General features: G+C 71.6%; 17 protein-coding genes and 1 tRNA gene. 8 read left to right on the forward strand and 10 right to left on the reverse strand.

The annotated features are described in order from the left end of the window. Positions 1-9: 9 nt before the first annotated feature. The 5 genes from AB0J46_RS38685 to AB0J46_RS38705 form a co-directional block, all read right to left on the reverse strand. Positions 10-1,047 carry an NAD(P)-dependent alcohol dehydrogenase gene (locus AB0J46_RS38685; protein ID WP_364339498.1) on the reverse strand — a complete coding sequence of 346 codons (1,038 nt, stop codon included), beginning with the start codon at positions 1,045-1,047 and terminating at the stop codon, positions 10-12. Positions 1,048-1,203: 156 nt separating this feature from the next. Then, positions 1,204-1,977 carry an enoyl-CoA hydratase-related protein gene (locus AB0J46_RS38690; RefSeq protein WP_352352551.1) on the reverse strand — a complete coding sequence of 258 codons (774 nt, stop codon included), beginning with the start codon at positions 1,975-1,977 and terminating at the stop codon, positions 1,204-1,206. 41 nt (positions 1,978-2,018) lie between these two features. Beyond that, positions 2,019-3,161 (reverse strand): nitric oxide synthase oxygenase, encoded by a 1,143-nt coding sequence (locus tag AB0J46_RS38695; protein ID WP_364339500.1) that lies wholly within the window; start codon positions 3,159-3,161, stop codon positions 2,019-2,021. 190 nt (positions 3,162-3,351) lie between these two features. Then, complete coding sequence (locus AB0J46_RS38700) at positions 3,352-3,654, reverse strand: hypothetical protein (protein WP_364339662.1); 303 nt, start codon at positions 3,652-3,654, stop codon at positions 3,352-3,354. Positions 3,655-3,851: 197 nt separating this feature from the next. Beyond that, a tRNA-Asn gene (locus AB0J46_RS38705) sits at positions 3,852-3,923 on the reverse strand. Between the two features lie 126 nt (positions 3,924-4,049). Here AB0J46_RS38705 and AB0J46_RS38710 point away from each other — a divergent pair. Then, complete coding sequence (locus tag AB0J46_RS38710; RefSeq protein WP_352318894.1) at positions 4,050-4,367, forward strand: YtxH domain-containing protein; 318 nt, start codon at positions 4,050-4,052, stop codon at positions 4,365-4,367. A gap of 55 nt (positions 4,368-4,422) precedes the next feature. On the opposite strand, the gene AB0J46_RS38715 is transcribed toward AB0J46_RS38710, so the two are convergent. The 3 genes from AB0J46_RS38715 to AB0J46_RS38725 are packed head-to-tail and all read right to left on the reverse strand — an operon-like array spanning position 4,423 to position 6,358. Continuing rightward, positions 4,423-4,896: a hypothetical protein gene (locus AB0J46_RS38715; RefSeq protein WP_364339502.1), complete on the reverse strand. Its 474-nt coding sequence runs from the start codon at positions 4,894-4,896 to the stop codon at positions 4,423-4,425. Beyond that, positions 4,893-6,167, reverse strand: coding sequence for a hypothetical protein (locus AB0J46_RS38720; RefSeq protein ID WP_364339504.1), 1,275 nt, complete (start codon positions 6,165-6,167; stop codon positions 4,893-4,895). Before AB0J46_RS38720 ends, AB0J46_RS38715 begins: the two co-directional genes overlap by 4 nt. 32 nt (positions 6,168-6,199) lie before the next feature. Further along, positions 6,200-6,358 (reverse strand): hypothetical protein, encoded by a 159-nt coding sequence (locus AB0J46_RS38725; RefSeq protein WP_364339506.1) that lies wholly within the window; start codon positions 6,356-6,358, stop codon positions 6,200-6,202. A 176-nt stretch (positions 6,359-6,534) separates the two neighbouring features. Between AB0J46_RS38725 and AB0J46_RS38730 the strand changes: the two genes are divergently transcribed. Genes AB0J46_RS38730 through AB0J46_RS38760 form a run of 7 tightly spaced genes read left to right on the forward strand, consistent with a single transcriptional unit; the run spans position 6,535 to position 14,807 of the window. After that, the gene (locus tag AB0J46_RS38730; RefSeq protein ID WP_364339508.1) at positions 6,535-7,701 is read left to right on the forward strand and encodes a hypothetical protein; all 1,167 of its coding nucleotides are present in this window, start codon (positions 6,535-6,537) and stop codon (positions 7,699-7,701) included. Next, positions 7,698-9,866, forward strand: coding sequence for a tetratricopeptide repeat protein (locus AB0J46_RS38735; protein ID WP_364339510.1), 2,169 nt, complete (start codon positions 7,698-7,700; stop codon positions 9,864-9,866). The genes AB0J46_RS38730 and AB0J46_RS38735 overlap by 4 nt, the downstream gene beginning before the upstream one ends. After that, a complete protein-coding gene (locus AB0J46_RS38740; protein ID WP_364339512.1) occupies positions 9,863-10,714 on the forward strand; it encodes a protein phosphatase 2C domain-containing protein in 852 nt (283 codons plus the stop codon). The genes AB0J46_RS38735 and AB0J46_RS38740 overlap by 4 nt, the downstream gene beginning before the upstream one ends. Next, positions 10,707-11,993, forward strand: a complete 1,287-nt coding sequence (locus tag AB0J46_RS38745; RefSeq protein WP_358292189.1) for a VWA domain-containing protein — start codon at positions 10,707-10,709, stop codon at positions 11,991-11,993. Before AB0J46_RS38740 ends, AB0J46_RS38745 begins: the two co-directional genes overlap by 8 nt. Then, complete coding sequence (locus AB0J46_RS38750; protein ID WP_364339514.1) at positions 11,993-12,628, forward strand: FHA domain-containing protein; 636 nt, start codon at positions 11,993-11,995, stop codon at positions 12,626-12,628. The genes AB0J46_RS38745 and AB0J46_RS38750 overlap by 1 nt, the downstream gene beginning before the upstream one ends. Beyond that, the gene (locus AB0J46_RS38755) at positions 12,625-14,004 is read left to right on the forward strand and encodes a hypothetical protein (RefSeq protein WP_364339516.1); all 1,380 of its coding nucleotides are present in this window, start codon (positions 12,625-12,627) and stop codon (positions 14,002-14,004) included. Before AB0J46_RS38750 ends, AB0J46_RS38755 begins: the two co-directional genes overlap by 4 nt. Then, entirely contained in the window at positions 14,001-14,807 is an 807-nt protein-coding gene (locus tag AB0J46_RS38760) for a transporter substrate-binding domain-containing protein (RefSeq protein ID WP_364339518.1), read from the forward strand. The genes AB0J46_RS38755 and AB0J46_RS38760 overlap by 4 nt, the downstream gene beginning before the upstream one ends. A 100-nt stretch (positions 14,808-14,907) precedes the next feature. On the opposite strand, the gene rpoD is transcribed toward AB0J46_RS38760, so the two are convergent. Together rpoD and dnaG are read right to left on the reverse strand one after the other, a co-directional pair. Beyond that, positions 14,908-16,044, reverse strand: a complete 1,137-nt coding sequence (gene rpoD / locus AB0J46_RS38765; RefSeq protein WP_043627522.1) for an RNA polymerase sigma factor RpoD — start codon at positions 16,042-16,044, stop codon at positions 14,908-14,910. A 322-nt stretch (positions 16,045-16,366) separates the two neighbouring features. Next, positions 16,367-19,165, reverse strand: coding sequence for a DNA primase (gene dnaG, locus AB0J46_RS38770; RefSeq protein ID WP_364339520.1), 2,799 nt, complete (start codon positions 19,163-19,165; stop codon positions 16,367-16,369). Between the last annotated feature and the right edge of the window lie 192 nt (positions 19,166-19,357).

Genomic DNA, 19,357 nt, shown 5'->3' on the forward strand with positions numbered 1-19,357 from the left:
CCGAGGTCGTCACCGGAAGGTGATCATCACCTTCACCACGTCGTCGAGCTTCTTGTCCGAGACCTCGAAGGCGCGTTCCATCTCCGCGAAGGGGAAGGTGTGGGTGGTCAGCGGCGTGGGATCGACCCGGCCGCCCGCAAGGACGCGCAGCAGGCGTTCCATGCGCAGCCGCCCGCCCGGGCACAGGCCGGTCGTGATCTTCTTCTCGGCCATGCCGACGCCCCACTCGACGCGCGGGATGCGGACGAACTCGCCCTGACCGTAGTAGCCGGTGTTGGAGACCGTCCCGCCCGGCTTGACGATTCTGATCGCGGTCTGGAAGGTGGCGTCCGCGCCGAGCGCCTCGATGGCGGTGTCCACGCCCTGCCCGCCGGTCAGGCGGAGCACGCCCTCGACGACGTCCTCGGCGCTGAAGTCGACGATCTCGTCGGCGCCGAAGTCGCGGGCCAGTCGCTTGCGGCGGGGCACCGACTCGACCCCGATGACCAGGCCCGCGCCGCGCAGCCGGGCGCCCGCCGTGGCCATGAGGCCCACCGGGCCCTGGGCCAGCACGGCGACCGTCCCGCCGATGGGGATGTCGCCGTTCTCGGCGCCCATGAACCCGGTCGAGAGCATGTCCGCGCAGTAGACGGCCGTCTCGTCCGGCACCCCGGCGGGGATCTGCGCCATGTTGGCGTCGGCCTCGTTGACGTGGAAGAACTCGGCGAAGACGCCGTCCTTGGAGTTGGCGAACTTGAACCCGCCGAGCGGGCCGCCCGACTGCGACGGATGGCCGTCCTGGCAGGCGAGGTCGCCCCAGTCGGGGGTGATGGCCCCCACCAGGACGCGGTCGCCCGGCCGGAAGTCACGCACCTCCTCGCCCACCTCGTGCACCACGCCGACGCCCTCGTGCCCGAGCGTGAGGTCGGTGCGCGGCCCGATGCCGCCCTGGACGGTGTGGGAGTCGGAGGTGCAGATGAGGGCGGTGGTGGTGCGGACGACGGCGTCGCGCGGACCCGGCCGCGGCACCGGTTTGTCCATGAAGCCGACCCGGCCGATCTCCTTCATGACGAAAGCCTGCACCGCGCCCCCCGAACGTGCCCCCGCTGGACGTCCCCACGTCCCGGCCTGGCCGCGGACCCTTCGGACACGCCCAGCCCTACCCCGCCGGGATCGCCGCCTAACCTCGGCGCGCTCCGCCCGTACCCCCTCCGGCCTGCGGTTTCACAGCGCCGGGAAGTCCGGCGGGCGGCGCTCCAGGAAGCTGGCGACGCCCTCGGCGAAGTCGGGCCGGCCGAAGGAGGCCAGCATCTCGTGGACGGCCTTCCTGGCCGACTCCTCCAGGGTGACGTCCCAGTCCTGCCACACCTGCCGCTTGATCACCGCCATGGACGCCGGCGAGCTGTGCACGGCCAGCTCCCTGGCGTACTCCTGGGCCTGCGCCAGCAGCGACTCCCCCGGCACCGCGCGGTTGGCCAGCCCCAGCTCGTACGCCTCCCGCCCGCTGAACACCCGGCCCGACAGCAGGACGTCCATGGCCCGCTGCTGGCCCATGACCCGCGGCAGCACCCAGGACAGGCCGTACTCGGCGACCAGGCCGCGGCGCGGGAAGGCGGTCGTCCACTTGGCCTCCTCGGCCGTGAAGACCAGGTCGCAGACGAGCGCGTGCACCATGCCGAGCCCGGCGCAGGCGCCGTTGACCGCGGCGATGATCGGCTTGCCGATGGTCGTGGGGAAGGTGTTGGGACGGGGGTCGGGGGTCTCGTCGTAGGAGCCGGTCTGGATGGCGGCGAGCGTCCTGAAGTCGGCGCCGGCGCAGAAGCCCTTGCCTGCGCCGGTCACCACGATCGCCCGGACGTCGGGGTCCTTCTCGGCCTCGGCCAGCAGGTCGAAGTAGCGCCGGCCCATGGCGTCCGTCCAGGCGTTGAGCGTGTCGGGACGGTTGAAGGTCAGCGTGAGCACGCCCCGGTCCGACGATGAGAGCACGAGTTCCGCCATGCGCTAACCGAACCATGTTCTGGGCGAGGCTGGCAAGCGCATCAGCGGGCGGGGTGGCAGTGCACGTACGCGGGGGTCAGCTCGCAGGTGTCGTAGTAGCGGTGGAAGACCGGGGTCGCGCCGCCCGACAGCGGCGGCACGATCCACGACCAGTCGGCCGGGCAGCGCCGTCCGGCGCGCTCCTCGCGTTCCAGGTGGGTCAGGAAGCGCCGGGACTCGGTGTGGTGGTCGGTGATCGTCACCCCCGCCCGTTCGAACGAGTGCAGCACCGCCACGTTGAGCTCGACCAGCGCGTGGTCGCGCCAGAGCGAGCGCTCGGTGGAGGTGTCCAGGCCGAGGTGTTTGGCCACCTCGGGGAGCAGGTCGTACCGGTCGGAGTCGGCCAGGTTGCGCGCCCCGATCTCGGTGCCCATGTACCAGCCGTTGAACGGCGCGCACGGGTAGCAGACGCCTCCGATCTCCAGGCACATGTCCGAGATGACCGGCACGGCGTGCCAGCGCAGCTCCAGCTCCGCGAACCACGCGTACTCGGGATGCAGCAGCGGCACCTCCAGCACGGCGTCGCCCGGCAGGTTGCACACCAGCGGGTCGCCGAGCCCGGCCCGCACGACCAGCGGCAACACGTCGAACCGGCCCGGCCCGCCGCGCCAGCCGAGCTCCTTGGCCAGGTCGGTGAGCTCGGCGTTGCGCGGGTCGCCGAGGACGCCGCCGCCGTTCAGCCGGTGCCCGGCGTAGCGGACGAGCTGGTCGTTGAGCACCCGCGGGCCCGGCATGGCCGGGGTGTCCGGGGCGAAGACGGTGACGGTGGGCCTGATGCGCCCCTCCCCCGTCGCCTCGCGCAGGTGCGCCACGCACTCCACCGCCACGCCCTCGGCCGTCGTCACCTCCCGCCGGTCACGCACCTTCAGCGAACGCCAGTACAGGCGTCCGATGCACCGGCCGCTGTTGCGCCAGGCGACCCGGGCGCCGAACTCCAGCTCCTCGAAGGTGTGGACGTAGGTGCCGTGGCGGGCGACGTCTCTGGCGACGTCGCGCAGCCGGGCGGCCAGGCCGCCGGCGGAGGGGTTCTCGGCGTGGAAGAGCCTGATGAAACGCTCCGCCTCGCGGAGGTCCGTGGTGCGCTCGAACAGCGCGTGCACGGCATGCACATCGAAGGGACGCAGTGACCTGATCCAGGTACGCACGCGGCAACCAACATTTCGCTCAGCGGAGCGCCCCGCCGATTCCGGGTCGGCGGCACGTCCTGCCGGCGGCGCCCTCTCCACGCCCCCGTCACGACTTCCCGCGGCTGCCGGCCGCACCCGGCCGGCTCCCCCATCTTGCCGCCGCGAACGCCCGTTGTCCCGCGTAACGCCAAAATCGGTAACTCACCCACTACAACGCGTGAATCCCTCTCCTTTCAGGACATGCCCTCGTCGGCTCGCGGCGGTGCGCCCTGATCGCTCCGGGTTTCGGATCATCGGCGATCCGCGACTCTTCGATCGTCGTCCCGCCCTCGTTCCGCACCCGGATGCCGACCGTGGCACCAGGTCGCCGCAGCCTGAGCCAGGCCGGCAGCGCAGAGGAGAACGCGCCCAGGGCATCCGATCCGGCCAGGACGACCGCGAGGCCGAGAACATCGGTCACCGGCCCGCCGCCCAATCCGACGCAGGCGGCACTGGCAGCCAGGGTGAGCACGAACAACGTCAGTGAGACGCCGGCGACCGTGCCCGTACTCCAGACGTGGTCAACGGCTTCTCGCGGAGGACGTCACTGGAACCGCTGTGAACGTACAACTTCCCGATGAGGATGTCAGCGAGGGGACGTCCCCATGGAACGCCTCAGGCCCTCCCACCTGTCTCGGTGAGAGGGCCTGAGTTGCTGTCTGACTACAGCTCCCGCGATAGGACTCGAACCTATAACCTGCCGGTTAACAGCCGGCTGCTCTGCCGTTGAGCTACGCGGGATCGAACGTTCGCCCTGCTGGTCGGGCTTGTTGGGCCCTTCCGTCGTGCGCAGGAATAGATTAGCGCACTCTTGGAGTGCGTGTCGCATCGCAACTGGGGTAGGCCGGGAGACAGCGGAGGTGCAAGATGCGTTATCGGATGACATTCGCGGTCGGTCTGGCTGTCGGCTACGTGCTCGGCAGCAGGGCGGGCCGCGAGCGGTACGAACAGATCAAGCGGGCGGCCCAGCGTGTGGCCGACAGCCCGAGGGTCCAGGAGGCCGCGGGGGTGGTCGGCGCGCAGGCGTCGAGGCTGGCCGGGGCGGCCAGGGAGAAGGTGGGCGGGACGCTTCAGGAGAAGATCCCGTTCCTCGGCTCCGACGGCCACCACAGATCCGGCAGCGGCTGGCCCGAGGAGGAGGATCTCGCGGAACGGAAGTCCCGCGAGACCGGCATCCCCTACTGAGGGCCCGGCCCCAAGATCGGCCCCGAGATCCGGCGCGGCACGGACGTGTGATCCCTCACACGCCCATGCTGCGCCGGACGCCTTCCAGGGCCTGTTCGGCCTGCGCGCGCAGGCCCGGGTCCGTCGGATCGAGCCCGTCGTCGAAGACGAGCGTCCAGCCCAGCACCTCGCCGCCCGGCGGACGCCTGGCCACCAGCCGGACGCCGCCGCGCCCCGGCAGGCTGACGCGCTTGTTGACCACGATGGTGGAGTTCACCCGCTCGCGCACGGTCTCGGGCACCATCCGCGGTTCGGCGACGCGCTCGAAGTGACGGGCGCCGCCGGTGGTGACGACCCGCAGCCCCTCGTCGTCCCAGGACGCCTTGTCGATCTCCTCGTACGGCACCCGCGTCCCGTCCGACAGGAACAGGGCCAGGTTGGTTGCGACCAGGTGACCGTCGGAGGTCTCGGTGAACGTCAGCACCCGCTCCCCCGGCCGGGTGTCCAGGGATCGGCGCACGTCGGCGGGCAGGCGGCGAAGAATGCTCATATCTCCACGGTATCGGCGAGCAGGTCGAGGGTGAGCGCCGCGCTCCAGGAGAAGTCCCTGCACCCGCGCCCGCTGCCGTCGAACGGGTCGAAGCACTCGCGGAACCCGGCCTGCCGGACCAGCCGCAGGGTGCCGTTGGCGAGCTGCCGGCCGAGCTGGTCGAGCGAGTGGACGGCGGCGGCCCGGCGTAACAGCCAGTTGGTGTTCACCCAGGACGGCCCGCGCCAGTAGCGGGTGCGGTCGAACTGGGCGGCGCGGATCTCGCAGCTCGGCACCGGGTAGCCGGTCGCGCCCATGAACCGGGCCGACTCCAGCACCTCGACGCAGGCGTGCAGCTGGTCGCTGGGCAGCCCGGGATCGAGCAGCGGCCCGAACGCGCCCACCGTGCAGACCTTGATCAGCCGGCCGGAGCGCAGGTCAAGGGGGTAGAAGCAACCGTCCCAGAGCCGGTCGAGCATGGCCTGCCTGATGCGTTCGGCCTGCTCGGCGTGGGGCGCGGGGTCGGCCCCCGCCACCGGCGCCAGCTCGGCCAGCGCCTGGCAGGAGGCGAGCCAGATCCCGTTGAACATCGGGTCCTCGACCGCGAACGGGTGCTCGTCGCGCAGGTACTCGGCGCGGTAGCCGGCGTCGCGGTACCGCATGGCCAGCCAGACGTAGCGGTCGTGGTCGCTGTCGGGGTGGCGGTCGGCCAGCTGCACGTTGCGGTAGCCGTAACCGATGGCGGGCAGCGCGGCGAGCGGCTGGTCCCAGGCCGGGCTGTCGTCCATGCCCGACTCCCAGGGATGGACGATCGCCGCCAGTCCGGCGCCGCCGAGGTCGCGGGCCGAGGCCAGGTAGTGGTGCTGGGCGACGAGCAGCGGGAACGTCCGCCGGACGAACGCGACGTCGCCGGTGTGCCGGTAGAGCCACCGCAGCGCCAGCGCCTGCAGCGGCGGGGAGGTGAGCCCGGAGGTGTAGACCCTGGGCGCGGAGGCGTGCTCCTGAGAGCGCCAGACCGACGGCCCGGGGAAGTACGCCTCGCGGGTGTGGAAGACGATGTGGGGGACCATGCCGGTCGCCCACTGGCCGCTCAGCAGACTGAGCAGCTCCTCCCGGGCGCGCTCCGGACGGTGCCTGGCCAGGCCGATGACGACGAACGCGGAGTCCCAGCTCCACTGGTGCGGGTAGAGACCCGGCGCGGGCACGGTGCCGCTGCCCGTCCAGTTCGCCTCGAGCACGGCCAGGGCCTCGCGCCCGAGCGCGGCATCGTCAACCGCCGGCCGCGCCTCCATTCACTCACTATGCCTTGGGAAGCGGGCGGAAGCTACGGCCTCTTGGCCCACTTCGCGACGAACGTGACACCGAGGACGACGGCGCCGATGATGAGAACCCACTTGAGAAGCGTGAAGACGAAACCCACGAGCGGGCCGACGAGAAGCAGTGCGACGATGATCGCGGCGATGATCAGAAGGATGCGTGCCATGTCTCCACCGTAGGAGATCCGTTAAGCCGTTTGCAGGTGACCGAGGGTTGAATCAGGGACAAGTCAGGGTCACCCCTACCCTTTGGAACCAACCGGTCAAGACTCCCGTTGAGCCGGTAGGACACGGGGCATCGGGGGCCCTCTTCACGGGGAGCGTGATGAGTCTGGGACCACCCATGAGCAGGGAAGGCGCCGAGTACGCGCTGCGCGCTCGGGCCGACGAACGTGACCGGATCTCCGGCGACCTGCTCGATCTCGAATCCCACACCACGTACCAGCTGCTCAAGGGCGCGGCGCTGGACGGGGTGACGCGGCAGCGCTGGGCCGCCGTCCAGGCCGCGCTGACCCGGCTGTGGCTGCTGAACGACGCCTACCGGGCCGTGCTGCGCGACGCCGAGCAGGTCAGGGCCGCGCGCGCGAGACTCGGGTCCGAGCAGCTCGACGAGCTGACCCGGCTGCTGTCGGGCACGTCCGTCGTGCTGCGGGCCGCGGCCAAGCCCGTCGAGCAGCGCTCGCTGCTGCCCGAGGCCGACGAGCGGCTGACCCTCGACGAGACCGTCGCCCGCATGGACGGCGCCTTCCGCGAGGTCACCTCGGCGCTCAACGACATCGACGCCGTGTGGAACGCCGTCCTGCCCCGGCTCGACGACGCCGACCGCGTCCTGCGCGAGATCCGCGATCTGGAGCGGGAGCTGGGCGAGAGCGCCGGCCTGGAGGCGCAGGAGGCGGAGCTGCGGCGGATGCGCGCGGCCCTGCTCGCCGACCCGCTCGGCGCGGGCGTCGGCCCCGACCTCGGCGGGGTCGCCCGCGTGCTGGCCGGGGCCCGCGCGGAGATCGACCAGGCGATCGTGGTCAGACGCGAGTACGCCAGGCGCCGCGAGGACCTGGTGGCCGCCCTCGACCGGGTACGCGCGGCCGAGAGCGAGGCCAGGCTGGCCCACGGCGCGGTGGTGGTCAAGATCGCCCTGCCGCCGCAGGCCGGTCCGCGCAGCCGGGTCGAGGAGCTGACCGGCGAGCTGGCCGCGCTCGACGCCTCGGCCGACACCTGGATGGTGCGGGCCAGGCGGCTGGCGAGCGTGGAGAGCGAGGCGGAGAAGGCGGCCGACCGGGCGCGGGCCACCGCCAAGGCCCTGTACGGCCTGGTCGGCAGGCGTGACGAGTTACGCGGCCGGCTCGGCGCCTGCCAGGCCATGGCGGTGCGCAAGGGCATGGCCGAGGACCCCGACGCCACCGCGTGCTTCGAGCGGGCACGATCCCTGCTGTGGAGCGCTCCCTGCGACCTGACCGAGGCGGCGGCCGCGGTCGAGACCTACCAGCGCGCGATACACGGAGGTAAGCCATGACCCGCTGCGCGCAGCCGGGCTGCACCGGCACCATCGAGGACGGCTACTGCGACCTGTGCGGCTACGCGGCGGCCGCGCCGCCCCCGGCGGTGTCCGTCCCCCAGCAGGCGTCGGCCCCAGGCTCGGGGCCGCTCTCGGGGCCGCTTTCGGGGCCGGTGAACACCCAGCCGGTGAGCCGGTCGCTGACCTCGCCGGTGAGCAGCAGCGGCAGGTCGCGGGCCGGGGTGCTGGGCGGCATCGCCGACCTGCCGTCCGTGCCGTACCGGGATCCGGCGACGGCCGTGATGGCCGATCCGCAGGTGCCGGAGGAGAAGCGGTTCTGCGCCAACCCGGCCTGTGGGGAGCCGGTGGGCCGGTCCCGGCAGGGCCGTCCCGGGCTGACGGAGGGGTTCTGCCCGCACTGCCGCACGCCGTACTCCTTCACCCCGAAGCTGGCCAAGGACGACATGGTGGCCGGGCAGTACCGGGTGCTCGGCTGCCTGGCGCACGGCGGCCTCGGCTGGATCTACCTGGCCGCCGACGAGGCCCTGGACGGCCGCTGGGTCGTGCTCAAGGGCCTGCTCAACACCAACGACGCCGAGGCGCTGGCGGCGGCCGAGGCCGAGCGCAAGTTCCTCACCACGGTCGACCACCCGAACATCGTCAAGATCCTCAACTTCCAGCTCTCCGGCGGCCTCGGCTACATCGTCATGGAGTACGTCGGCGGCCAGTCCCTGCACGAGCTGCGCCGCCAGGGCCCGCTGCCGCTGCGCGAGGCCCTGATCTACGGCCGCGAGATCCTGCACGCGTTCGGCTACCTGCACGAGAACGGCCTGGTCTACTGCGACCTCAAGCCGGCCAACGTGATCCGGGTCGGCCGGCGGCTCAAGCTGATCGACCTGGGCGCCGTCCAGCCGGTCGGCTCGCCGCCCGGCACGTCCTGGGCGACGGTCGGCTACCACGCGCCCGAGCTGGACACCCATCCCTCGTCCGTGGCCTCCGACCTCTACACGGTGGCCAGGACGCTGGCGGTGCTGACGATCCCGTCCTGGAGCCCGGCCAAGGGCGGCGTGGCCAGCCCGCTGCCGCAGGACTGCGGGCACGAGTCGTTCGCGCGGCTGCTGCGCAAGGCCACCGCGCCCAACCCCGCCGACCGGTTCCAGAGCGCGTGGGAGATGGAGGAGCAGCTCGTCGGGGTGCTGCGGGAGATCAGCGCGGCCGAGGAGGGCGTGCCGTTCCCGGCGCCCTCGACCCTGTTCGGGCCCGAGCGCTCGGCCGTGTGGACGGCACTGTCGGACTCCCGCCAGGAGGTGTTCGGGCCGCTCGACCCGGCCGCGGTCGCGGTCGAGCTGCCGGTGCCGCACGTCGATCCGCTCGACCCGGCGGCGGGCGCGCTGGCGGGCCTGCTCGGGTTCGACGGCAAGGAGCTGTTCGACCAGCTCTCGGCGATGCCGCCGACGCCCGAGACCCGGCTCATGCGGGCCAGGCTGCTGGCCGAGGCGGGCGCCGCCGAGACGCCGGTGGCGCTGTCGGAGCTGGAACAGCAGCTCCCCGGCGACTGGCGGACGACCTGGTACCGCGGGGTGCTCGCGCTGGCCACGCGCCAGACGGACACCGCGGTGACGATGTTCGACGCCTGCGTGTCGGCGCTGCCCGGCGAGCTCGCGCCCAAGCTGGCGCTGGCGTTCGCGCTGGAGTGCGCCGGCAGGCAGTCGGCCCACTGGTACAACGCCGTCTGGCGGACCGACCACTCCTACGTCAGCGCCGCGTTCGGGCTGGCCAGGACGGGCCGCGTCAACGTGCTGGACGAGGTGCCGCCCACCTCCAGCTACCGGGTGGCGGCGCAGGTGGCGCTGGCCGCCTCGGTGTTCCGCCGGGCCGACCTGGGCACGGTGTCCGCCCCCGACCTGGTCGGCGCGGCCGGACGGCTGGCCAACCTGGCCGACCTCGACCCGCGCCGCCGCGACCTGCTCACCGCCGAGCTGCTGCGCTGCGCGCTGGCCTGGCTGGACGACAACCCCGCGCCGCCCGGGACGAAGCTGGCCGAGGCCGACTTCACCGAACCGGGGCTGCGCAGGCGACTGGAGTCGATCTACCGGAAGCTCGCGGTGGCGGCCGGCTCCCGCCATGAACGCCACGCGCTCATCGACGAGGCGAACGCCGTACGACCGAGGACGTGGCTGTGACCGAACCCACCCCCCAGAACTGCCCGATGTGCGCGTCCCCCGTCGTCCAGGGGGACGTCTACTGCGAGCGGTGCGGCCACGCGCTCCGCGCGCCGGTCTGCACCTCCTGCGGCGCGGCCGCGGTGGACGCGGAGGGCTACTGCGAACTCTGCGGCGCCCGCCAGCCCACCGGCCGCGACCACGCCGAGGCCGTCCTGGACGGCGGGTCCGCCGCCGTGACCGACAAGGGCCTGCGGCGCGCCCGCAACGAGGACGCCGTGGCCCTGCTGACCACCGGCGACGCCGTGATCACGGTGGTGTGCGACGGCGTGGGCAGCTCGCCGCGGGCCGACCAGGCCTCGGCCGCGGCGGTGGAGACCGCGGGCGCCGCCCTGGCCAGGGGAGCCTCCGCGCAGGAGGCGTTCGAGCTGGCCGGAAAGGCGGTGACCGCCCTGGCGACCTCCGTGGACGACGCCCCCGCCTGCACCTACGTCGCCGCGGTCGCCGGCCCCGGCGGGATCACGCTGAGCTGGGCGGGCGACACGCGGGCGTACTGGCTGCCCGGCGAGGCCCCCGGGCAGGGCGTGCTGCTGACCGCGGACGACGTGGTCCCGACCGGCGAGATCACCGCGTGGCTCGGCGCGGATTCCGGCGAGGTGTCGCTGCATGTGCGCACGCTCGCCCCGGGGGCGCCCGGCCTGCTGCTGGTGTGCAGCGACGGGCTGTGGCGCTACCTGGACGGCTACCGGTTCCCGCAGACGGGAACCCCTCTCGACATGGCCCGCGAGATGCTGCGCCACGCACTGGCCTCCGGCGGCCAGGACAACGTGACAATCGTTCTCATCCCCCTAGGAGAAACGCATGGGTGACCAGCCCACGTTCACGCTGAACATCGACCAGAACAAGTACCTGTCCACCGACGCCCGGGAGGTGCACGCGATCCTCACCGTGGCCTCCTCCGGCGGCGGCTTCGCCCAGGCCGCGCCCACCGAGGCGGCCGAGGTCATCATCGTCGACACCTCCGGCTCGATGAGCGGCGGCAAGATCCGCGAGGCCCGGCAGGCCGCGGCGGCGGCCGTGCACGCGCTGCGCGACGGCGTGCACTTCGCGGTGATCGCCGGGACCGAGCGGGCCAAGGTCGTCTACCCCGGCGGCAACGCCAACCTGGTCAGGGCCACGCCCGCCACCCGCGCCGAGGCCGAGCGGGCGATCAGCAGGCTGCTCGCGCACGGCGGCACGGCCATCGGCGAGTGGCTGAAGCTGGCCGGGCACCTGCTGAGCGGCTACCCGAACGCGATCAGGCACGCGCTGCTGATGACCGACGGCCAGAACAACGAGCGTCCCGAGGTGTTCGGGGCCGTGCTGCAGGGGTGGAGCGGCAAGTTCGTCTGCGACAGCCTGGGCGTGGGCGACGACTGGGTGCCCGCCGAGCTGCGGAAGGTCGCCGAGGCGATGCTCGGCTCGTTCGAGTTCGTACGGAACCAGAGTGATCTGGCCGAGTTCTTCCGCCGGGTGACGCAGACGTCGATGAGCAAGACCGTGGCGGACCTGTCGCTGCGGGTGCTGGTGCCGCAGACCGCCAAGCTGAAGTTCGTCAAGCAGGTCTCCCCCACGCTGCTCGACCTGACCGGCAAGCGCACCGACGTCAACCCGCTGACCGGCGACTACCCGACCGGCTCGTGGGGTCAGGAGGAACGCGAGTACCACCTGTGCGTGGAGGTGCCGCCGGGCCAGATCGGCCAGGAGATCAGGGCGGGCTGGGTGAAGCTGGTGCGCCCCGACACCCAGGACGTCGTGGCCAGCGGCAACGTGCTGGCCCAGTGGACCGACGACCTGGCGCAGTCCACGCAGATCAACCGGAAGGTCGCCCACTACACCGGCCAGGCCGAGCTGCACGAGCTCATCCAGGACGGCCTCAGCGCCCGCGCCGCCGGGGACGTGGAGGCCGCGACCGCGCGCCTGGCCAAGGCCAGGGAGCTGGCCGCGGAGTCGGGCCGCGAGGACACCGCCCGGCTGCTGGAGAAGGTCGTGGAGGTCGATCCCGCGACCGGCACGGCCCGGTTGCGCAGGAACGTGGACAAGGCCGACGAGATCGAGCTGGACACCGGTTCCGTCCGCACCAGCCGGCTGCGTAAGGGCGAGGGCTGATGGCGACCTGTCCTCAGGGGCACGCCTCCGGCTCCGACGACTACTGCGACGTCTGCGGCGCGCAGATGGCCGGGACGCCCGCCGCGTCCCAGCCCCAGCCGGCGGCGGGCGCCGGCGGGGGTGACGACGCCTGCCCGGTCTGCCAGACGCCGCGCGCCGGGCAGTTCTGCGAGGTGTGCGGCCACGACTTCACCGGCGGCGGGGGCGGCGTCCCGCTCCCGGTGCGGGGGGCGCGGTGGGAGGCCGTCGCCGCCGCCGACCGCACCTACTACGAGAAGGTGGTCGCCGAGGGCGGTCCCGACGCGGCGCGCATGGCCTTCCCGCCGTACTGTCCCGAGCGCTCGTTCGGGCTGGTCGGCGAGCAGGTGCGCATCGGGCGGCGCAGCAAGGCCAGGAACCTGGCGCCGGAGATCGACCTGACCGGCCCGCCCGAGGACCCGGGCGTGTCGCACCTGCACGCCGTGCTGCTGGCCCAGCCCGACGGCACCTGGACGCTGGTGGACCCCGGCTCGGCCAACGGCACCCAGGTCAACGGCAGGACGGTGGAGATCAACACGCCCGTCCGGGTCGGTCCGGGCGACCGGATCCACCTGGGCGCCTGGACCGTCATCACCATCAGGGAGGGCACACCGTGACCCTGGTGCAGAACCCGGGCGCCGTCGTCCCGGCGGGCGCCCCCGCCCCCCTGCCGCGCCGCAGCGTGCCCGGCCGCATCCGCGTCATCTCCGGCGTCACCGTGGCGGCGCTCGCGCTGCTGTTCGCGGCGCTCGGGGTGGGCAGCCTGACCGCCGGCGACGGGCTGCAGGTCATCGGCCGCGACGCCGGGCCGCAGGTCGTCGCCACCGCCGGGCTCTACCTGGCGCTCAGCGACATGGACGCCCAGGTCGCCAACGCGCTGGTCATGGGCGACCAGTACGGCCAGCAGCGCCGCCAGGCCGTCGACCGGTACGAGCGGCGGCGCACGGAGGCCAACCAGGCGCTGCTGAAGGCGTTCGAGCTGGCCGGCGACAACGCCGCCGAGCGGCGGACCGTGCAGTCGGTGCTCGACGGCCTCGGCCGCTACGAACGGCTCGCCGGGCAGGCGCTGCTGCTGAACGAGCAGTCCCGGCACGCGCCCGGCGCGCCGCCGGACGCCGTCGTGGGCACCTACCGGCAGGCCACCGACCTGATGCGGCTGGTGCTGCTGCCGCAGGCCTACAACCTGACCCTGGAGAGCGGCACGATCGTCCGCCGCACCTACGACGACAAGAACGCCATGGTCCCGCTGCTGCGCTCCGCGGTGCTGCTGGCCGGGCTGCTCGCGCTGGGCTGCCTGATCTGGCTCCAGATCTTCCTGGCCCGGCGGTTCCGCCGGGTGTTCGGCCCGGCGCTGCTGGTCGCCACGCTGGCCACCGTGGTCTCGCTGATCCTCGGCGTGAACGTGCTCGGCCAGGACCAGACGGACCTGCGCACGGCCAAGACACAGGGCTTCGACTCCGTCCTGACGCTGGCCAAGGCCCGCGCGATCAGCAACAGCATGCAGGGCGACCAGAGCCGGTACCTGCTCGACAAGGACCGCGCCGACACCTACGAGCACACGTTCCTGGACAAGTCGCAGACGGTCGTCTACTTCGAATCGGGCAACCTCACCCAGTACCACGCGAAGGTGGCCGCCGACGCAGGCGCGGCCCGCGGCATGCTGGGGCCCGAACTGACCGGCCCTGAGGGCGTCCGCGTGCTGGAGGCGTACCGGGCCTTCCAGAAGGCCGACACCTCCTTCCGGGCGCTGGCGCTGGAGGGCAGGACCGCCGAGGCCGTGACCGCCAAGCTCGAACCGGTCACCGCCGCGTTCGACGCCTACGACCGGGCCCTGGTGGCCCTGGCCGAACGGCACGAGCGCACCTTCGACCAGGCCATCGACGCCGGCGAGAACGCGCTGGACAACCTGTGGCGGCTGCTGCCGTTCGCGATCGCCGGGATCGGGCTGCTGATGATCGCCGGGGTGTGGCCGAGACTCAAGGAGTACCGTTGAAGCGGGCACTGGTAGCGGCCCTGGCCCTGACCGCGGTGGCCGCCGCGGCCTGCGGGACCGGCGGCCGGGAGTCGATCCTCGACAAGGACTCCATCGTCATCGCCGTCCGCCCCGACCTGCCGTCGGTGGGCTTCCGCAAGCCGGACGGCACCTTCGAGGGCTTCGACGTCGACGTCGCGCGTTACGTGGCCAAGCGGCTGGGCAAGGACTTCAAGCTGATCCCCGTGCTGGCCGGCGACCGGGACAAGGTGCTGGTCCAGGGGCGGGCCGACATGGTGGTGGCGACGTACACGATCAGCATGGACCGCAAGGCGAAGGTGCTGTTCGCGGGGCCGTACCACATCTCCTACCAGGACATCCTGACGCGGCCGGACGACAAGGTGGACAACGTCCGGCAGCTGAAGGGCCGCCGGATCTGCGCGGTGGAGGGCTCGAACGCCGCCGAGCGGGTCGTGGAGGAACGCAGCGTGGCGGCCAAGCTGGTGCCGTTCAAGGACTACGCGACGTGCCTGAGCGCGCTGAAGAACCGGCAGGTGGACGCGGTCACCACCAACGACGTGATCCTGGCCGGCCTGGCCAACCAGGACGGCTCGGGGCTGCGGCTGGCCAACGCCCAGTTCAACGAGCAGCGCAGCGGGGTGGGCCTGCACAAGGACGACGTGCCGGGCTGCGAGGCGGTGAACCGGGCGATCACCGACATGTACCAGGACGGGACCGCGAGCAAGCTGCTGCACAAGTGGTTCGGCAAGGCGGGCCTGGACCTGACCAACATCGCCGTGCCGCAGTTCGAGGGCTGCTCCTGAGCCCGCCGCCCGGCATGCGTTCGAGGGCTGCTCCTGAGCCCGCCGCCCGGCATGCGGACGGGCCCGGCACGATCGCCGGGCCCGTCGCGGGGTCGAAGGGTCAGTCCAGGTAGTCCCTGAGCATCTGAGCGCGCGTCGGGTGGCGGAGCTTGGCCAGGGTCTTCGACTCGATCTGCCGGATGCGCTCGCGCGTCACGCCGAACTCCCTGCCCACCTCCTCCAGCGTGCGCGGATGCCCGTCGGCCAGGCCGAAGCGGAGCTGGATGATGCGCTGCTCGCGGTCGGACAGCGTGGCCAGGATGTCGTCGAGCTGGTCCTGCAGCATGATGAAGGCGGCGGCCTCCATGGGCACGACGGCGTCGGCGTCCTCGATGAAGTCACCGAGGTCGGAGTCCTCCTCGCCGATCGGCGACTGCAGGGACACCGGCTCCTGGGCGATGCGCTGGATCTCCACCACGCGGTCGACCGGGAGGTCCATCTCCTTGGCGATCTCCTCGGGGATGGGCTCGCGGCCGAGGTCCTGGTGGAGCTGACGCTGCACTCTGACGAGCTTGTTGATGGTCTCCACCATGTGCACCGGAATGCGGATGGTGCGCGCCTGGTCGGCGATCGCCCGGGTGATCGCCTGCCTGATCCACCAGGTGGCGTAGGTGGAGAACTTGTAGCCCTTCGTGTAGTCGAACTTCTCGACCGCCCGGATGAGCCCGAGGTTGCCTTCCTGGATCAGATCGAGGAACAGCATGCCGCGGCCCACGTACCGCTTGGCGATCGACACCACGAGCCTGAGGTTGGCCTCGATCAGCCGCTGCTTGGCCCTGGTGCCCTGCCAGACGAGCTCCCTGAACTCCGGGAAGGCCAGACGCGAGACCCCGTTGGCCAGCTTGTCCTCGGCGAACAGGCCGGCTTCGATCGACTTGGCGAGCTCCACCTCCTCCTCGGCGGTCAGCAGGGGGACGCGGCCGATCTCCCGCAGATAGATACGGACGAGATCGCTGGTCGGCGCCCGCTTGCCTACGTCCTCCTCATCGGCGCGGGTGGACTCCTCGTCGCCCTGGGGCTCGAGGACCTCCACGCCGTTCTCTGCGAGCATCCGCACGACGCGTTCCAGCGCGTCGGACGGCAGCTCGGATCGGTCAAGCGCGGCGGCGACGTCATCGACGGTTACGCTTCCGCGCTCCCTTCCCTTCGCGACGAGGTCCGCCACCTGATCTACCGATGGCGGCCCGCTTGGCAGCACCGATGCACCCACGGGAGACAGTCTGCAGTATTGGTTCCATCAAATGGCAGACCCATTTTTGTTGCGGAAGGTAAGACGATCAGCATTACCGAATTGAGATCGAGTAAAGGTTTGGCCGGAGTTTGATCAGGAAAGAAAAGTCAATTACGCGGTCTGGAATCCCACGTCCGGCGACGTCCGCCGGCCGGACGTATCTCTTTCGCTGCCCGGAAGACGCCGGAGATGCCCCATTACGGCAGCGCGGACCGGCCGGGATTCCCCGCGAACCATCCGGTTCACCGCCCGTCCCCGCTGCCGAACTGTTATCAAAACGCCCCGGCGGTCAGCTTCCCGCGGCGCGCTCGCGCAGCACCCGGCGCTGCTGCTCCAGCGCCACCAGCTCGCCGAACAGCTTGTTGTACTCCTGCTGCTCCTCCACCGGATTGAGGCGCTGCATGCGGGACTTGGCCTGGGCGATGGCCCGGTCGACCGCGATCGCCTCGATGGCCGCCAGCATGGCCCCCGCGTAACGCTCCTCGGCGTGCGCGTCGGCCTGGACGGGCTCCACCGCGAACCGCGTCACCAGCGCCCTGGTGCCCTCGTCGTGGGCGTGCTCCAGCAGCCGGTCGACCCACTCACGGCCGCCGTGACCGGCCGAGCCGGCGCCTCCGGCGGCCTGGATGACCTTGTGCAGCGCGACGTGGTCGGGCGCGGTGAACGCCTGCGGGTCGAGGGCGTCGAAGCGCGGCCCGAGCAGCGCCGGCCGCTGGACGGCCAGCTTGAGCAGCTCGCCCTCCACCCGCACGCTCGGATCGACGGGAGCCGCCTTGGGGGCGCGCTGGGGGCGGCCCTGCTGGGTGTTGGCCACCTCGCCGATGCGCTGCATGACGAAGCGCTCGTCCATGAACCCGAGCCAGCGGTCGAGGTCGATGGCGTAGCGCTTGCGCAGGCCGACGTCCTTGATCCCGGCCACGATGGGCGCCGCCGCGTCGAGGGCGGCGATCTTGCCCTCGTTGCTGCGCAGGTCGTAGCGGGAGATGGTGCTCCTGATGGCGAACTGGAACAGCGGCTCGCGGCTCGCGATGAGGTCGCGCACCGCCGCGTCGCCCTGCTTGATCCGCAGGTCGCACGGGTCGAGGCCGTCGCTCTGCACCGCGACGTAGGTCTGCGTGACGAACTTCTGCTCGTCGGCGAAGGCCCGCAGCGCCGCCTTCTGGCCGGCCGCGTCGCCGTCGAAGGTGAAGATGACCTCGCCGCGGAACTCGGCCTGGTCGAGCAGGAACCGGCGCAGGATCTTGATGTGCTCCTCGCCGAACGACGTGCCGCAGGTGGCCACCGCGGTCGGAACTCCGGCCAGATGGCAGGCCATCACGTCGGTGTATCCCTCGACGATCACCGCCTGGGCGCGCTTGCTGATCTCTCGTTTGGCGAGATCAATGCCATAAAGGACCTGGCTCTTCTTGTAAAGCGGCGAGTCAGGCGTATTCAGATATTTCGGACCATCGTCGGAATCGAGCAACTTGCGTGCGCCGAATCCGATCACGTCACCCGTGGCGTCCCTGATCGGCCAGATCAGCCGCCCCCTGAACCGGTCGATCGGCCCCCGCCTGCCCTCCTTGGCCAGGCCGCCCTTGACCAGCTCGTCGGCGGTGAACCCGCGGCCCATCAGGTGGCGCGCCAGCGCCTCCCACTCGGCCGGCGCGTAACCGACGCCGAACGTCTCGGCGTCGGCGCGCTCGAAGCCGCGCTCGGACAGGAACCGCCGCCCCGGGGCCGCGTCGGGCCCGAACAGCTTCTCGGCGTAGAACTCGGCGGCCACCCGGTGGGCCTCGATCAGCCGGGCCCGCTCGCCGTGGTCGCGCTTGGGGACGTAGCCGCCCTGCTCGTACTGGAGCTGGATGCCGGCCCGCTGGGCCAGCCGCTCGACCGCCTCACCGAACGGCAGATGCTCGATCTTCTCGACGAACGTGATCACGTCGCCGCCTTCCCCGCAACCGAAGCAGTTGCCGGTGAGGAGGTTGTCCTCCAGGACGAAGGCGTGCCCGTGCTCGACCGTGGCGCAGAAGACCTCCTCCACCCGGTCGGTCTCCTCGACCGACTGGACCACCCAGCCGCGCCGGGCGAACGCCTTGGAGGCGCCGGAGAACCGTAGCCGATGCTCGTCGATGAGGAAGAAGTCTTCGGTCAGGTCGTCGTTGACGAAGTGGACGCGGAAGATCGAACTCGGCTCGCGGCCGGGGAAGCCCACACGGACCTGCTCCGTGACGCCGTACGTGCCTATGCCAAGCCTTGTGCAGATCGTCCGGACATATTCCAGCGTCTCCCGGTCGGCGCAGTTGAGCATGATCGTGCCGTCTTTGGCGACGTGCCCGTCGGCGGCGAGGTAGCCCGCGAGCCAGCCGTAGAGATAGGAGACGGACTCGTCGAGCGCGGGCAGCTCCTTGAAGAACCGCGGCAGGTGGTGGACCAGGAGCTGCCTCCTGCCCGACTTCCCGCCCCCGCCCTCCGTCACGAAGCTGAGCGGGAACCACTTGAGCAGCTGGGCGTCCTTGACACTGTCGAGCGTGGCCCTGCTGCCCGAGCCCGCGCGGGTGCCGTCGCCGAAGGTGATGCCGTGGGCCACGCCGAACGGGGACGGAGTGGTGCGCTTGATGCGCGACCCGGGGAACACCGAGGCAAGGCGGTGCCCCTGCTTCAGGTCTTGGGTGATGACCTCGGCGCGCTTGTCGCGGCGCCGCCCGGACCGTACGAACCAGCGGTGCTCCGGGGTCGCGAAGATCTCCTTGCGCTGCCCGTTGCGGGTAACCACGATCTTCATCAGCGATTGGACGCCGAACGACCTGAACGGCGCGTCGACCCAGGTGCCGTCGGCGGCCAGCACCCGGTGCACGCCGCCCGCGAGTTCGGCGATGGGGCGCACGCCCTCCCACGTCATGACCCGCGTCTCCGCGGCGAGGCAGAAGTACATCCCGCGCTCGGGGGTGACGTTGAACGACGGGCTCTTCTCGTCGTGGAAGGGGCACAGGCCCTTGAGGTTGCCCCCTCCGGCGTTGCGCAACTGGATGTGCTCGCCGATCACGTCGGCGATGGGGGAACGCTCGCGTACGAGCGCGATGTCGACATCACGGATCCGGCCAGCCACGCCGGTGAGTCTATTCCGCCCGACCGACGGTTCCGCCCCTCGCGGGGTGTGCCGCGGCCGGTGAACGGCGTGGCACGGGCTGTCGACGGCCGGGGAAGACGCGCGTCACCTCTGGGTTGCTAAAGCGGGAAACTGGTGATGCGGAGTCCCGTGGTCGGCTACAAAGGTGAGGGTTGTCGGTGGAAACGGTGA

It is taken from the genome of Nonomuraea sp. NPDC049758 (assembly GCF_040674635.1).
GTDB lineage: Bacteria > Actinomycetota > Actinomycetes > Streptosporangiales > Streptosporangiaceae > Nonomuraea.

Excerpts from the sequence above, each read along its gene's own strand:
- AB0J46_RS38750 (WP_364339514.1), top strand. The coding sequence starts at position 11,993 with ATGGCGACCTGTCCTCAGGGGCACGCCTCCGGCTCCGACGACTACTGC.
- AB0J46_RS38690 (WP_352352551.1), bottom strand. The coding sequence starts at position 1,977 with ATGGCGGAACTCGTGCTCTCATCGTCGGACCGGGGCGTGCTCACGCTG.
- AB0J46_RS38720 (WP_364339504.1), bottom strand. The coding sequence starts at position 6,167 with ATGGAGGCGCGGCCGGCGGTTGACGATGCCGCGCTCGGGCGCGAGGCC.
- AB0J46_RS38735 (WP_364339510.1), top strand. The coding sequence starts at position 7,698 with ATGACCCGCTGCGCGCAGCCGGGCTGCACCGGCACCATCGAGGACGGC.
- AB0J46_RS38745 (WP_358292189.1), top strand. The coding sequence starts at position 10,707 with ATGGGTGACCAGCCCACGTTCACGCTGAACATCGACCAGAACAAGTAC.
- AB0J46_RS38730 (WP_364339508.1), top strand. The coding sequence starts at position 6,535 with ATGAGCAGGGAAGGCGCCGAGTACGCGCTGCGCGCTCGGGCCGACGAA.
- AB0J46_RS38725 (WP_364339506.1), bottom strand. The coding sequence starts at position 6,358 with ATGGCACGCATCCTTCTGATCATCGCCGCGATCATCGTCGCACTGCTT.
- AB0J46_RS38715 (WP_364339502.1), bottom strand. The coding sequence starts at position 4,896 with ATGAGCATTCTTCGCCGCCTGCCCGCCGACGTGCGCCGATCCCTGGAC.
- AB0J46_RS38685 (WP_364339498.1), bottom strand. The coding sequence starts at position 1,047 with ATGAAGGAGATCGGCCGGGTCGGCTTCATGGACAAACCGGTGCCGCGG.
- AB0J46_RS38710 (WP_352318894.1), top strand. The coding sequence starts at position 4,050 with ATGCGTTATCGGATGACATTCGCGGTCGGTCTGGCTGTCGGCTACGTG.